This is a genomic window from Cobetia sp. MB87, from assembly GCF_011319755.1.
Lineage (GTDB): Bacteria > Pseudomonadota > Gammaproteobacteria > Pseudomonadales > Halomonadaceae > Cobetia.
Genome location: NZ_VFBC01000004.1, coordinates 23,737 through 38,924, shown reverse-complemented (window position 1 = coordinate 38,924; position 15,188 = coordinate 23,737). Strand labels below are relative to the sequence as shown.

Here is a 15,188-nt window from a genome sequence, read left to right as displayed (position 1 = left end):
TGCCGGTGGCTTGCCGCGGTGTCCGGAGTCGTCTTGCAGCCCCACTACACCCGACCCAGGTGAGCGTGCATGAGGCGCGACACCGCGACACATCTCCTGCGCCTGTGGCCACAAGTCAACGCTGATATACTGGATTGACACTGTCACAGGGACGACTATTCCCGTCACGGGCCACCCACTTGCAGGCCGCAAGCCAGGCCTTCTCGTCGCCCGACAGACGCCTTGTCGCCATGTTCAGTCCCTGCTGGCACCTCACGTGACTGGCCCTGCCCCATGACCGCTGGCATCACTGTAATATCAATGAAATATTATAGACCTAGACTGCCTGCGACCATCACGGGAGCGGACCACCCGACCCGGAGAGCATTTCTTGAGCCAACGTACCCCGCGCCAGTTTCCTGCGACTCGTATGCGCCGTATGCGCAAGGACGACTTCTCTCGCCGCCTGATGCGTGAAAATCAGCTGACGGCCGATGATCTGATCCTGCCGGTCTTCGTTCTCGAAGGCTCAAAGCGTCGTGAAGCCGTGACCAGCATGCCCGGTGTCGAGCGTCGCTCCATCGATCTGCTGGTGGAAGAATGCCGTGAAGTGCATGCCCTCGGCGTGCCGGCCATCGCGCTGTTCCCGGTGATAGACGCTGAAGCCAAGAGCCTGTTGGCCGAGGAGTCCTACAATGCCAATGGTCTCGTGCAGCGTGCAGTGCGTGCACTAAAGGAAGCCATTCCGACGCTGGGCGTCATCACCGATGTAGCACTCGATCCCTACACCGTTCACGGTCAGGACGGCATTCTCGACGAAGACGGTTACGTGCTCAACGACCGCACTGTCGAGACCTTGATCAAGCAGGCGCTGTCACATGCGGAAGCCGGTGCCGATGTCGTGGCACCTTCCGACATGATGGACGGTCGCATCGGCTCCATCCGTGACATGCTGGAACAGGAAGGCCTGATCAACACGCGCATAATGGCCTACTCGGCCAAGTACGCCTCCAACTATTACGGCCCGTTCCGTGACGCGGTCGGTTCGAGCGGCAATCTGGGCAAGGCCGACAAGCAGACCTACCAGATGGACCCCGCCAACAGCGACGAAGCCCTGCATGAGGTGGCGATGGACATCGCCGAGGGCGCCGACATGGTGATGGTCAAGCCGGGCATGCCCTATCTTGATGTGGTAACGCGCGTGAAGCGCGAGCTGGAAGTGCCGACCTTCGCCTATCAGGTCAGCGGCGAGTACGCCATGCACATGGCCGCTTTCCAGAACGGTTGGCTGGATGCCGACAAGGTCATTCTCGAGTCGCTGATGTGCTTCAAGCGTGCGGGGGCCGACGGCATCCTCACCTATTTTGCTCGCCAGGCGGCCGAATTGCTGGCGCAGAAAAACCGCCTTTGACAACCCCGGCCATTGCGGATGCGGCTGACCGGGATCATGGAGTTGATGATGGAACAGACGCCCAAGCAAGACACCGACAACGACAACGACACGGCGACCCTGCCGGAAGTCGCTGACAATCGCGACAAGGATGCTGCCCCCAAGGCAGCATCCACCCCACGGGAAGGCGAGATCGAGCTGGCGGCGGATGAGCCGCCGGCTCAGGAACCGCTGCCCCTGCGCGTCAACCGGACGCGTACCGGTATCCATGCCAAGGCCACCCCCTCCCCCGAAGCTGATCTCGCCGATCCGGCACTGTACTTCAATCGCGAGCTGTCCAACCTGCAGTTCAACATCCGCGTACTCGAGCAGGCCAAGGATACCTCGCATCCGCTGCTCAACCGCTTGATGTTTCTGCTGATCTTCACGTCCAACATGGACGAGTTCTTCGAGATTCGCGTGGCAGGCCTCAAGCATCAGATCGCCTTCGATCGCACCGACCCCGGCTGTGATGGCATGCTGCCGAGCAAGGTGCTCGATGAGGTGTCCCGCATCACGCATGAGCAGGTCGAACGCCAGTACCGCATGCTCAACGAGGACCTGATCCCCGCACTGGAAGAGCAGCACATCCGCTTCCGCCGCCGCAATCAATGGAACAACGCCCAGAAGGCCTGGGTGCGCGATTACTTCGAGGAAGAGATCCAGCCGGTCATCAGCCCGATCGGCCTCGACCCGTCGCACCCGTTCCCGCGCCTGGTCAACAAGAGCCTCAACTTCATCGTCGAGCTGGAAGGCAAGGATGCCTTCGGTCGCGAAGGGGGTCTGGCCATCCTGCCGGCGCCGCGCTCGTTGCCGCGCCTGATCCGCATCCCGGATGGCCTGGTCGAACCGGGGTACACCGAATACGTCTTCCTGTCCTCGATGATCCACGCTCACGCCCAGGAGCTGTTCCCGGGCATGAAGATCAAGGGCTGCTATCAGTTCCGCCTGACCCGCAACGCCGATCTCTCGGTGGATGCCGAGGATGTCTCCGACCTGGCCTCCGCGCTGCGTGGCGAGCTGCTGGCGCGGCGCTACGGCGACGGGGTGCGTCTCGAGGTGGCGGACAACTGCCCGGAAGCGCTCTACACCTTCCTGCTCAAGCAGTTCGATCTGGAGACGCGCGACCTCTATCAGGTCAAGGGCCCGGTCAACCTCAACCGCCTGATGGAAGTCATCGGCGACGTCGGCCGCGAGGATCTGCTCTACGCCCCGTTCACCCCGGGCATTCCCAAGGCGCTCAAGGGCGACAACAGCCTGTTCGATGCGATCCGTCGCGAGGACATCCTGCTGCATCACCCCTTCCAGTCCTTCTCCCCGGTCGAGAACCTGCTCGCAGAGGCGGCGCGTGACCCGAACGTGCTGGCCATCAAGCAGACCCTCTACCGTACCGGGGCCGACTCCAACATCGTCTCCTCGCTGGTCGAGGCCGCACGCCAGGGCAAGGAGATCACCGTGGTGATCGAGCTGCGCGCCCGCTTCGATGAAGCCGACAACCTGCAGCTGGCCTCACGCCTGCAGGAAGCCGGTGCCATCGTCATCTACGGCGTGATGGCCTACAAGACCCACGCCAAGATGCTGCACATCGTGCGACGCGAGAACGGCGAACTGCGCCACTATGCACACCTGGGGACCGGCAACTACCACGCCAAGACGGCGCGTCTGTATACCGATTACAGCCTGCTGACCGCCAACGAGACGCTGTGCGAGGACGTCCACAAGGTCTTCCAGCAACTGACCGGCATGGGCAAGCAGCGCGATATCGAGAAGCTGCTGCACGCCCCCTTCACGCTGCACGAGCGCATGGTGGAGATGATCGACCGTGAAGCGCGCAATGCCGAGAAGGGCAAGCGCGCCCACATCATCGTCAAATGCAATTCACTGACCGAGCCCAAGCTGATTCGCGCCCTCTACCGCGCCTCGCGTGCTGGCGTGCAGTGTGACCTGATCATCCGCGGCGTCTGCTGTCTGCGCCCTGGCGTACCGGGGATTTCCGACAATATCCGCGTACGCTCGGTGATCGGTCGCTTCCTCGAGCACACGCGCACCTTCCACTTCCACAATGCCGGTCAGCCAGAAACCTGGTGCTCCAGCGCGGATTACATGGAGCGCAACATGTTCCACCGCGTCGAGACCTGCTTCCCGTTGCTCGACAAGAAGCTGGCCCAGCGTATCCGCAAGGACCTGGACACCTACCTGGTCGACAACTGCCAGAGCTGGCGCCTGGAAAGCGATGGCCACTACACCCAGCTGGATGCCGGCGACGCGGAGCCGATCAGCGTGCAGGAAACCCTGCTGTTCGCCTACGCTGCCAAGGCCTGATCGCGCTCGACAACGACAGGACAGCACAAAGCTCATGAACTCTCGGCCCTCACGCTTGCGTGGGGGCCGTTGTCGTTGGCCCTCTCCTTTCTCTTGAACGATGAGCGTTCTGGGACGAAAAGGCGCCACTTCCAGACGCATGAAAAAGCCCCCGCATCATCGATGCGGGGGCTTCGTTTTCACACCTGGCGCGCGGCTTTCATCAGACGCCGATCTGGCCGCCATCTTCGCGCTGGATGACCACGGTCGCGGCGCGGGGACGCACACTGCCGTCGGTCGCGGCGGTGGCATCATCGCTCTGCGGCCAGTTGGCCGGGTGCTGGATGTTGATGAACATCGCGGTCTTGTCCGGGGTAGTGAAGATACCGGTGACTTCACAACCGTTCGGGCCCACCGCGAAGCGCTTGAGCTGTGCCTGGTTGTCGGCACCGATCACGGCCGCGTCCCCCTCGGCCTGCTCGAGCCCTGCCGGCACGACCGCCAGCAGCTGGTCATTGGTGACCTCGGTAATGCCTTCGTAGCCGTTGTCGGTCTGGATCCACAGGATGCTGTCCTGACCTTCGCGGCCGTCGAAGTAGAGGCCATCGGGGCTGGCGAACTCGTTCATCTCGGTCAGGCCGGACAGGTTGTCGGCATCGCTGGCTGCTGCGCCGAACACGAAGATCTCCCAATCGAAGGCCTTGTGATCGCCCGCTTCACGCCAGCGGATGATCTGCCCCGCCTCGTTGTTGCCACGCGGATTGGCCGCGTTGGTCGGCGCGGTCTTGTAACCGACACCCGGCTCCTCGATGGCGGTGCCATCGTTGGTGAAGGCGGCGTCAGTGCCTTCTTCGGTGCGCTTGGAGTTGTTGGTCAGCGTCATATAAACCTCGCCGGACACCGGGTCCACCGCGCCCCACTCCGGACGGTCCATCGGGGTCGCACCCATCAGGTCAGCCGCATCGGTGGTGTGGATGATGATGCCTGCCAGGTCATCGGCCGCCAGCCCCAGAGCCTCGGCCAAGGTACGGCCATCCCTGGTCACGGCGTCCGGCGTCAGCTTGAGCCATTTGCCGGTGCCATCGGCGGAGAACTGGGCGACATACAGGGTGCCCTTGTCCAGATACTTGTCGCCGATCGCCAGGCGGTCCTTGACGTCACCGTCACCACGGGCATCAGCGGCGTCCCACTTGGCGTCCGACACGAACTTGTAGATGTACTCGTTGCGCGAATCGTGACCGGAGTAGAAGACCACCGGCTCACCCTCGACCAGCTTGCCCGGCCAGCAACCTTCGTGACGGAAGCGGCCCAGCGCGGTGCGCTTGATGGCCTGCTCGCCGGTGTAGGGATCGATCTCGACGATATAGCCGAAGGTCCGCGGTTCGTTACGGTAATCCTTGTCGGCGCTGTCTGCCGTCGGCGTGTTGTCGAAACGCGCGAACTCGCCATCGACTTCACTGGCATCCCCGGCGGCGGTTTCCCAGCCATAGCGGCCGCGCTCGGTCTCGATGCCGATGCGGTCGTCATCGAGCTGACGATCGCTGCGCTTGACGAAGTAACCCGGCCAGTTCTCTTCGCAGGTCAGGTAGGTGCCCCACGGGGTGTAGCCGTTGGCGCAGTTGTTGTTGGTACCACGGGTGCGCATGCCATCCGGCGAGAAGGCCGTCTTGACGTGATCGCTGCCCGCTACCGGGCCGCTCAGCTTCATTTCGCTGGCGCTGGTGTAGCGGCGGTTGTAGCGCGAATCGCCCACCACTTCCCATTTGCCGTTGCTGACCTTCTTGACCTCGACGATGGTCACGCCATGGGCATTGATCTCGGTGCGCACTTCATCGGCCGGACGCTTGCCGGAATCCGCATTGGTCGCGCCGCCCTTGGGTGCCCACAGAGCATCCTGATCGATGTATTCGTTGTTCATGACCAGCAGGAAGTTGCTGGAGGCCGTGTCGTCGCTCAAGGCGAAGTTGTGCATGCCATCGTGATGCATGCCGACGGTGTTGAGCTGGATCTCCGGCGTCATCGCCAGGTCCTTGCTCCACTTGGGTGCCTTGGCATTGAGCGGCGTGCCCCACGGCGCCAGCACCTGTGCGGTATACCCCTTGGGTACCACGACGGCATCCGTGCGGGAACCCTTGATCGATTCGAAGGCCAGCGCCAGAGCCGTCTTCTCGCCCGCAGCGTTGCTGGCGGCGTTGGCCGTGGTGCTCAGCCCCGCAAGACCGAAACCACCCAGCATGCTGGCAGCCGCCATCCCCAGGCCACCCTGCAGGACACGACGACGCGAGATGTGTCGTTCGATGACGGATGAGAACGTCTCGTTGCTGCTGGGATTCAGCAGGCGATGGTCTTCGATTTCCTTGCTCATGTCGCTTCCCCGTAGTCAGGTTTCGGGTTGTTCTGTTCAGGCATGTCCTCTGAGGCATGCCGAAGGCAACAAGAGTGATACGCGAGCCCGATGACAATTCCGTGACGAACGGGCAACAAGGACAAGAGACGACAGCGCCCAACGGCCTTTCGACCGTTGGGCGCTGGGAGTTTCAGGACAAGCCGACCAATTCAGCAAACATCAGGCAAGCGCGACGTCATCCTTCCACCGAAGCGCGAGCCTGACGTCTGAGCCTGTCGCCTGAGGCCTGATGTGTGAGACCTGATCTGTGAGACCTGGCATCAAGCCTCGCGCAGGCGCTCAGCGGCCAGGTTCAGCAGGTGCTCGGTGGTTTCCCAGCCCAGGCATGCATCGGTGACGGACACGCCATGACGCAGTTGGGAAAGCTTCTCCGCTGCCGGCAAGGCCTGCTTGCCTTCATTGAGGTGACTCTCGAGCATCACGCCGATCAAGGCATCATCCCCCGCCAGGCGCTGAGAGAGCACATCCAGCATCACCTCACTTTGGCGGCGGTGATCCTTGCGCGAATTGGCGTGGCTGCAGTCGACCATCAGGCGCGGCGTCAGGCCAGCGCCTTCCAGCTCACGCCGGCAGGCGGCCACCGAGGCAGCGTCATAGTTGGGCTGGCCATGACCACCGCGCAGCACCACATGGGTATGCGGATTGCCCGCGGTCTCGATCAGCGCCGGACGCCCGCAGTCATCCATGCCAAAGTGGCGATGCCCATGAGCCGCCGCCCCGATGGCCTGCACGGCGACTTCGACGCCTCCGTCAGTGCCGTTCTTGAAGCCCACCGCACAGCCGAGGCCGGAGGCCATCTCGCGATGGATCTGCGACTCGGTGGTGCGGGCGCCGATGGCCGCCCAGCCGAGCAGGTCTTCCAGGTAGGCGGCGGTCAGCGGCTGCAGCAGCTCCGTCGCGACCGGCAGGCCCAGCTGGTTGATCTCGCGCATCAGCTCGCGCGCCTGACGCAGGCCGGTGGCCATGTCATCGCTGCCGTCCAGATGCGGATCATAGGCCAGCCCCTTCCAGCCCACCGTGGTGCGCGGCTTCTCGACATAGACACGCATCACCAGCTTGAGGCGATCACGCACCTGCGGCTCGATCACCGCCAGGCGCTGGGCATACTCGCGCGCGGCCTTGAGATCATGGATGGAGCACGGCCCGACCACCACCAGCAGACGATCATCGTCGCCGGCGAGAATGGCATTGATCTCATCGCGATGCTGGCGAATCTGGCCGGCCAGGTCGGCGTCCACCGGCAGCTGCTCGCGCAATTCGCTGGCGCTGGGCAGGGCTTCACGACTGATGCGTCCGGGTGTGGTCGGTGTCTGGGCGGCATCAGAGCGGGTCACGGTGGCGTTCTCGGCAGTCAAGGGGTCAGCAGTAGCGTCGGCAGTGTGCGGGTTGGCGGTCAACACGCGTTCAAGGCTGGCGTTCATGGTCTTTTCTCCTGTGATGAAGCCTCGGCTCCATCACGCAATATTCATTCTGACAGACAGGGACTTCGCGAATCGTCACCCCGGTGTTGCTCACCCTGCCCCGCGGTGACAGCGGAAAGAGGCAGGACGCCGCTAAATCGCCAGCGCCAATAACCATGCACGACCCGAGCGGAGGCAAGAGAAAAGCGGGTAGTCAGGATAGTGGTGCACATGGTCATTCCTCTCGTCATTCATGCTGCAATCATTGTCGGCACGTTAGGGTGACATGCCTCTCGTCATGGATTTCGCAAGGCCCGAAACGCAAGAACCCCCGGCCGTGGCTGCGACCGGGGGTTCTTCAAGGTGGTGGCAGCCCGTACGAGACAGGCGCGCCGTAACCTCAGGCGCGCCCCTGTGTAAACCAATACCAATAGCCGGCCGCACACGCCGCCGCGACCTGGCCCGAAGGGCAGGCAGCGACAGTGGACGGGCGGTGGCTGATGGTCTGATTCATGGGTCGGGCCGATATCCAGTAGTGACGATGAAAAAGGTAATGGATCTATCCTTGCACTCCAGATCGTCCTGCGCAAGCGTGAACCGGCAACAAACCGTTGCCCGCACGCATAAAGAAGGGCTATCAGCCTGAAGTGGCATCAGTATAATCTTTGGTTGTCGAGCAACATGATCGGCAACACGCATTCGTCCAGCGGTGCCTGACACCGCGCCCACAGCTTGGAATGCATGCATGCAGGATTCCCGAAATGATGCACTGATTGAGTATCTGTCGGGATGCGCCCGGCAGGATGCCAAGGCACTGGATCAGCTCTATCGAGCAACCAGTGCGCATCTATACGCTCAGTTGCTGCGTATCTTGAGACATGAGGCATCCGCGCAGGATTGTCTTCAGCAGGTCTACATCCGGGTATGGGCCGCCGCCGGCCAGTATGACGCCGGCCGCGCCCGCCCGATGACCTGGCTCGGCACCATGACCCGCAATATCGCCATCGACTGGATACGTCGACAGCGACCCAGTGAGCATGACAGCGATGAATTGATCGCTGCCATGCCGGGGCGGAGTGATATCGAGGCAGATGTCGACCTGGCCCAGCACAGTGGTGAACTCCACCAGTGCCTGGCCGAGCTGAATGACGATCAGCGCCGCGCCCTGGAACTGGCCTATTTCGAAGGTCTCACCCACCAGGATCTGGCCAATCAACTGGACCAGCCCTTGGGCACCGTCAAGAGCTGGGTCCGTCGTGGACTCGAGAGGTTGAAGACATGCATGAGTCATTTGATCTGAGCGACCCGGAACTGCGCGAAGCCGCAGCGGGCGAATATGCGCTCGGCACATTGACACGCGACGAGCGCGCGGCATTCGAGTCACTGCTGGCCGTCAGCCACGACCTGCAACGTGATGTGGAGCGCTGGCGCGAGCATCTCAACGTGTTCAATGAACAGCTTTCCCCCGTCACGCCACCGGCCCATGTCTGGCAAGGCATCGCCGAGGCGACGGGCACTGCCCGTCAGCCCTGGTGGCGTCGCCTGGGCCTGTGGCAGGGCATGACCGCCACGGCGTTCAGCCTGGCACTGGCGGTCACCCTGACCTTCAGCCTGGGACACAACGCGAGAATGGAGAGCGACTACGTGTTCGTGGTCAACAACTCTGACAGCAGCCCCGGCTGGATCGTCAACGCCTCCCACTCGGGCGAGATGATGGTGCAGGCCGTCAGGCCCGAGGCACCGGCCCCCGGCAAGGTCTGCGAGCTGTGGCTGATGGCCAAGGATGGCAAGGAGCCGATGTCACTGGGCATCCTGCCGCACTCCGGCACCATGAAGGTCGAGGTGCCCAAGGAGTATCTGGCCGCCTTCCCCGACAGCGATCTGGTGATCACGCTGGAAAACCCGCAGGGCGCGCCCTCCGGCAACCAGATGGGCCCGACCCTCAAGAAAGGTCAGCTGACGCCGGTCGAAGGCCGCCACATCCTGTAAGCGCTTCGCTAGTGCAGGATGTCGCGCCAACGATCGCAGCAACAATCGCAACAACGATCGCAGCAACAATCGCAACAACGAAAAAAGCCCTCGCATCTCAGTGGGGGCTTTTTTCGTGCTGTGCTCAGGTCTCGAATGTCACGCCTCGAATGCCACGCCTCGAAAGCCAAGAACGATAGCCTAAAGACTCGCTGACAGAAGCTATCAGCGCAGGTGGCGGCCACCATCCACCGGCAGGGTCGTGCCGGTGACATAGGGACTATCCAGCAGATAGCGCAATGCCTGCCAGATGACGCCCGGCCCCGGTACCTGCTGCATCAAGGACTTGGCACGCGCACGCTCGGCATAGTCATCATCATCGTCCGGGCGCAGCATGATCAGCGCCGGCGCGATGGTGTTGACCTGGATGCGTGGCGCGAACATCGACGCAAACGACAAGGTCAGATTCTCGAGCCCCGCCTTGCTGGCCGCGTAGGCCGCATGCTTGCGCGAGCCCTTCTGGACCACGAAGTCACTCATGTGGACGATGTCCGCCTGCGTCTCGATTCCGGCTTCCAGCAGATCGCGCAACGCCAGGTTGATCAGGTACGGCGCCTGCATGTGGACACGGAAGAGGTGCTCGAACAGCTCACCCTGCCCCTCGCCGTCGCCATCCGGCGCCCAGTCGCCGGCATTGTGCACGATGGCCCGCAGCGTCGGCGTCAGCTCACGAATCGCCGCGATGAAGGCCTGGATGCCTGCCTCGCTGGAGAAGTCCGCCTGCACGGTGCGAATGCCCAGCGCGCGCAGGGCGTCGAGCTCTTCCCGCTCGCGTCGATAACTGATGATGACCGGATGACCATCATCGATCAGTCGCTCGGCACAATAGCGCCCCAGACGCTGGGCGCCACCGGTGATCAGTATCGGGGACTGACTCATTCACTCGACTCCTTCAAACAAGGTCAGGCAGCTTCAAGCAATGTCAGGCAGCTTCAGGCACGGACCAGCGACGGGTCCAGCAGCGGCTCGCGTGGCGCATAGCTGAACACATCGGAGCTCAGCGCACTGGCCTTGACACCCAATGGTGTCAGCGCATCGACACAGGCATAGACCATGCCCGGCGAGCCGGACAGATAGACGCGCTTGCCCGTCATGCTGCCCGCGTGCTTGCGCAGCGCCTCATCGATACGTCCCAGATGGCCATTGAACGCGGTCTCGACACCGGCCGCTTCCAGCGCGCGATGGTGGGCATCACCGACTTCCGGCGCTTCTTCCAGTACCGGGAAATAACGGAAGTTGGGCTGACTGGCGGCCCAGTTGAGCGCCGCGCTCTCCAGATACAGATCACGCCGCTCGCGCGCCGCCCACCACAGTTCGATGGGCTGGGTCAGGCCACGTGCAAACGCCGCCTGCAGCATGGCGTGCATCTGCGAGAACCCGGTACCGGCACAGATCAGCACGATGGGGCTGGGGTCATCGAGGTCCAGCACGCACTCGCCGCTGGGCAGGCGCAGCTCAAGTTGATTGGCCGCGACCAGCAGACTGCGCAGACGCGCGGAATTGCTGCGCTCCGGCCAATGCTGGATATGCAGCTCGAGCACGCCATCATCACTGGCGGCATTGGCGATGGAGAACGGTACCCAGGTGGTGTCATCGAGCTTCATCTCGAGATACTGGCCCGGCGCGTGCGCCAGGGCCTCGGGACGTGCAGCGAAGCGCACACGAAACACGTCCGGGGTCAGATCTTCCACACTCTCGACATGACAGGTCAGGGTCCGCGCCGTCATCGTATCCTCTTGTTGTCTGATGCCTGCCGCCAGCGCGCCGCGCAACGACAGGGTAAATGCATGGGTGTTGATGGTCAGTCGCGGAATCAGTCCAGAATGCCCAGACTGTCCCAGCGCTCATCGACACGGGATGTGATCTCTTCGCTCATCACGATGGGCTCGCCCCACTCGCGGTCCGTCTCGCCGGGCCACTTGTTGGTCGCGTCCATGCCCATCTTGGAACCAAGACCCGCCGTTGGCGAGGCGAAGTCCAGATAATCGATCGGCGTATTGTCGACCAGAACGGTATCACGGCTCGGGTCCATGCGCGTGGTGATGGCCCAGATGACATCTTCCCACTTGCGGGCATCGACATCATCATCCAGCACGATCACGAACTTGGTGTACATGAACTGACGCAGGAAGCTCCAGACCCCCATCATCACGCGCTTGGCGTGGCCGGGGTACTGCTTCTTCATCGTCACCACCGCCATGCGGTAGGAGCAGCCTTCCGGCGGAAGATAGAAGTCGACGATCTCCGGGAACTGCTTGCGCAGAATCGGCACGAAGACTTCATTGAGCGCCAGGCCGAGAATCGCCGGCTCATCCGGCGGACGCCCGGTATAGGTGGAGTGATAGATCGGGTCGCGCCGATGGGTGATGCGCTCGATGGTGAAGACCGGGAAGGTCTCGACCTCGTTGTAATAGCCGGTGTGATCGCCGTAGGGGCCCTCCGGCGCCACGTCATCCGGATACAGATAGCCTTCCAGGATGATCTCGGCGCTGGCCGGGACTTCGAGATCCGACAGGCCGCATTTGACCAGCTCGGTGCGCGAGCCGCGCAGCAGACCGGCAAAGGCATACTCGGAGAGTGAATCCGGCACCGGCGTGACAGCGCCGAGGATGGTGGCCGGATCGGCACCCAGTGCCACCGCGACCGGGAAGGGCTCGCCCGGATGGGCCTTCTGCCACTCGCGGAAGTCCAGCGCGCCGCCGCGATGTGCCAGCCAGCGCATGATGAGGCGATTCTTGCCGAGCTTCTGCTGGCGATAGATGCCGAGATTCTGGCGCTCCTTGTGCGGACCGCGCGTGATCACCAGTGGCCAGGTCACCAGTGGCGCGGCATCTCCGGGCCAGCAGTGCTGGATCGGAATCATGTCGAGATCGACATCATCCCCTTCCAGGACGATCTCCTGACAGGGCGCACGCTTGACCTTCTTCGGCCCCATGCTCATCACCTGCTTGAAGATCGGCAGCTTGTCCCAGGCATCCCGAAAGCCCTTGGGCGGCTCCGGCTCCTTGAGGAAGGCCAAAAGCTCGCCGACTTCGCGCAGCGCCTCGACGGATTCCTGGCCCATGCCCAGCGCCACGCGCCGCGGCGTGCCGAACAGATTGCCCAGCACCGGCATGCTGTGCCCCTTGACGTTCTCGAACAGCAACGCCGGACCACCCGCCTTCAAGGTGCGATCGCAGATCTCGGTCATCTCCAGATAGGGGTCCACCTCGGCACGAATGCGCTTGAGTTCGCCCTTCTCTTCCAGCGCCGCGATGAAATCGCGTAAGTCTCGATACTGCATGGGAGTTTCCGCTCGGCTTGATCAAGTCCCGAGCATACCATTGCCAGCCGGCACTCGGCAGGCCAACAACGCAGGACGCCCACTTCCCGGGGAGGAAGTGGGCGTCCTGGCAAGCACATTACAAGCACCTGTCGAGAACATGGCCAGCCAACCGGCTGGGCCAAGTGTCGATCAGCGGCGCTTCATGGCCTCGAAGAACTCGAGATTGGTCTTGGTATCTTTCAGGCGATCGATCAGGAACTCGGTGGCCGCCACATCTTCCATCGGGTTGAGCAGCTTGCGCAGGATCCACATGCGCTGCATTTCATCCTCGGACGCGATCAGGTCTTCACGACGCGTGCCGGAGCGACGGATGTTGAGGGCCGGGAAGACACGACGCTCGGCCAGCTTGCGGTCGAGGTGGGCTTCCATGTTACCGGTGCCCTTGAATTCCTCGAAGATGACTTCGTCCATCTTGGAACCGGTATCGACCAGCGCCGTGGCGAGGATAGTCAGGCTGCCGCCTTCTTCGATGTTGCGCGCGGCACCGAAGAAGCGCTTCGGCTTCTCGAGCGCGTGAGCGTCGACACCACCGGTCAGCACCTTGCCGGAAGACGGCACCACGGTGTTGTAGGCACGCGCCAGACGGGTCACGGAATCGAGCAGGATGACGACATCCTTCTTGTGCTCGACCAGACGCTTGGCCTTCTCGATCACCATCTCGGCGACCTGGACGTGACGGGCCGGCGGCTCATCGAAGGTGGAGGCCACGACTTCGCCACGCACGGTGCGCGACATCTCGGTGACTTCCTCGGGACGCTCATCGATCAGCAGCACGATGAGGTGACATTCGGGGTTGTTGCGCGTGATGGAGGCGGCGATGTTCTGCAGCATCATCGTCTTGCCCGCCTTGGGCGGCGAGACGATCAGGCCACGCTGGCCCTTGCCGATCGGCGCGGTCAGATCAAGGATGCGCGAGGTGATGTCTTCGGTGGAACCGTTGCCGATTTCCATCAGCAGGCGCGACTGCGGGAACAGCGGCGTCAGGTTCTCGAACAGGATCTTGTGCTTGGCATTCTCGGGACGGTCAAAGTTGATCTGATTGACCTTGAGCAGCGCGAAGTAACGCTCCCCTTCCTTCGGCGGACGAATCTTGCCGGAAATGGTGTCGCCCTTGCGCAGATTGAAGCGACGGATCTGGGACGGTGAAACGTAGATGTCATCAGGACCCGCGAGGTAGGAAGAGTCTGCACTGCGAAGGAAGCCGAAGCCGTCCTGCAGGATTTCCAGAACGCCGTCGCCGTAGATGTCCTCACCGCTTTTCGCGTGCTTCTTGAGGATGGCGAAGATGATGTCCTGCTTGCGCGAACGTGCCAGATTATCGATGCCCATCGTCTGGGCAAGTTCCAGCAGCTCGGGGACAGTATTTTGCTTGAGTTGGGTAAGATTCATCGGCTTTGTTTGAACGTGGCTCAGGTCAGCAGGGCTGATAGATAAGAAGGGAATCGAGAAGACGGGCAGAAGGCAAGGACCGGCACTGCAAAGGTGCAGACAGAACTCGACAGCATTCCCGGAGGCAAGCGCCTGAGCTGGATGAAGACAGGTGCCAAAAGTTCAGGAAAGATCACTCACCACGGCCGAACAACGAATTCAGCAACGGAGTGTCGAGCTACGGATGTCCAGCGACGACGGACCGGTCGAAGGGACACGGAGCGTCATGCTTCCTGACAGAAAAGTCTTCTCGATATGGAATCTAGCGGTATGAATCGCCTGGTGGCTGGCCAGCGTGTCGCGGGCAGCATTACCAGAGGGCTGGCTGACAACTGGGGGACCGTGGGACGGTCGACATGACGCAATCAGAGAGCGTGTAATCAGGCGAACGCCTCGATGGTAGTCAAGCCAGCCCCTGAACGCAAGCCCCGGCGGCCTGGTGGCGCATCCGGCGCTGCCTGAATAGCTCGCCACCGGCCAACCAGTGCTGTGATAGCCGCCGCTGACGTGGCGCTTTCACTGTCGCCTCAAGGCACCTGGCGGCGGCAAGACCCGATTCACAGATTGGCATCCAGAAAGGCTGCCAGCTGCGCGCGCGGCATGGCGCCCACCTTGCTGGCTTCGACATTGCCGCCCAGAAACAGCATCAATGTCGGCACACCGCGCACGCCGAAACGGGCGGCAAGCTCAGGAGCTTCATCGACATCGACCTTGACGATCTTGAGCTGCCCTTCGTATTCCTCGGCCAGGGATTCCAGCGTCGGTGCCACGCTCTTGCACGGCCCGCACCAGGAAGCCCAGAAATCCACCAGCACCGGGTGCTCGCTTTCCAGCACCACGGATTCGAAGTCCCTTTCTGCAATCGGTACCACACGTTCGCTCATCGCGACG

General features: G+C 62.4%; 11 protein-coding genes. 4 read left to right on the top strand and 7 right to left on the bottom strand.

The window, feature by feature from the left end:
* Positions 1-370 precede the first annotated feature (370 nt).
* Together hemB and ppk1 are read left to right on the top strand one after the other, a co-directional pair.
* Positions 371-1,390 (top strand): porphobilinogen synthase, encoded by a 1,020-nt coding sequence (gene hemB / locus CDPAHKCJ_RS02790; RefSeq protein WP_166018627.1) that lies wholly within the window; start codon positions 371-373, stop codon positions 1,388-1,390.
* A gap of 48 nt (positions 1,391-1,438) precedes the next feature.
* The gene (gene ppk1, locus CDPAHKCJ_RS02785) at positions 1,439-3,730 is read left to right on the top strand and encodes a polyphosphate kinase 1 (protein ID WP_166018626.1); all 2,292 of its coding nucleotides are present in this window, start codon (positions 1,439-1,441) and stop codon (positions 3,728-3,730) included.
* A 202-nt stretch (positions 3,731-3,932) separates the two neighbouring features.
* On the opposite strand, the gene CDPAHKCJ_RS02780 is transcribed toward ppk1, so the two are convergent.
* Together CDPAHKCJ_RS02780 and CDPAHKCJ_RS02775 are read right to left on the bottom strand one after the other, a co-directional pair.
* The gene (locus tag CDPAHKCJ_RS02780) at positions 3,933-6,074 is read right to left on the bottom strand and encodes a PhoX family phosphatase (RefSeq protein ID WP_166018625.1); all 2,142 of its coding nucleotides are present in this window, start codon (positions 6,072-6,074) and stop codon (positions 3,933-3,935) included.
* A 302-nt stretch (positions 6,075-6,376) separates the two neighbouring features.
* Entirely contained in the window at positions 6,377-7,537 is a 1,161-nt protein-coding gene (locus tag CDPAHKCJ_RS02775; protein WP_166018624.1) for a 3-deoxy-7-phosphoheptulonate synthase, read from the bottom strand.
* A gap of 724 nt (positions 7,538-8,261) precedes the next feature.
* Between CDPAHKCJ_RS02775 and CDPAHKCJ_RS02770 the strand changes: the two genes are divergently transcribed.
* Together CDPAHKCJ_RS02770 and CDPAHKCJ_RS02765 are read left to right on the top strand one after the other, a co-directional pair.
* Positions 8,262-8,816, top strand: a complete 555-nt coding sequence (locus CDPAHKCJ_RS02770; protein WP_166018623.1) for a sigma-70 family RNA polymerase sigma factor — start codon at positions 8,262-8,264, stop codon at positions 8,814-8,816.
* A complete protein-coding gene (locus CDPAHKCJ_RS02765; protein ID WP_166018622.1) occupies positions 8,795-9,505 on the top strand; it encodes an anti-sigma factor in 711 nt (236 codons plus the stop codon). Before CDPAHKCJ_RS02770 ends, CDPAHKCJ_RS02765 begins: the two co-directional genes overlap by 22 nt.
* A 204-nt stretch (positions 9,506-9,709) precedes the next feature.
* On the opposite strand, the gene folM is transcribed toward CDPAHKCJ_RS02765, so the two are convergent.
* The 5 genes from folM to trxA all read right to left on the bottom strand — a co-directional run bounded on the left by folM (position 9,710) and on the right by trxA (position 15,181).
* A complete protein-coding gene (gene folM, locus CDPAHKCJ_RS02760; RefSeq protein ID WP_166018621.1) occupies positions 9,710-10,423 on the bottom strand; it encodes a dihydromonapterin reductase in 714 nt (237 codons plus the stop codon).
* Between the two features lie 53 nt (positions 10,424-10,476).
* The gene (locus tag CDPAHKCJ_RS02755; protein WP_166018620.1) at positions 10,477-11,271 is read right to left on the bottom strand and encodes an FAD-binding oxidoreductase; all 795 of its coding nucleotides are present in this window, start codon (positions 11,269-11,271) and stop codon (positions 10,477-10,479) included.
* A gap of 86 nt (positions 11,272-11,357) precedes the next feature.
* On the bottom strand, positions 11,358-12,827 hold the full coding sequence (ubiD, locus tag CDPAHKCJ_RS02750; protein WP_054556519.1) for a 4-hydroxy-3-polyprenylbenzoate decarboxylase: 1,470 nt from the start codon (positions 12,825-12,827) through the stop codon (positions 11,358-11,360).
* Between the two features lie 171 nt (positions 12,828-12,998).
* Positions 12,999-14,258, bottom strand: a complete 1,260-nt coding sequence (gene rho, locus CDPAHKCJ_RS02745) for a transcription termination factor Rho (protein WP_043332997.1) — start codon at positions 14,256-14,258, stop codon at positions 12,999-13,001.
* Positions 14,259-14,854: 596 nt separating this feature from the next.
* Complete coding sequence (trxA, locus tag CDPAHKCJ_RS02740) at positions 14,855-15,181, bottom strand: thioredoxin (protein WP_166018619.1); 327 nt, start codon at positions 15,179-15,181, stop codon at positions 14,855-14,857.
* Positions 15,182-15,188: the final 7 nt, after the last annotated feature.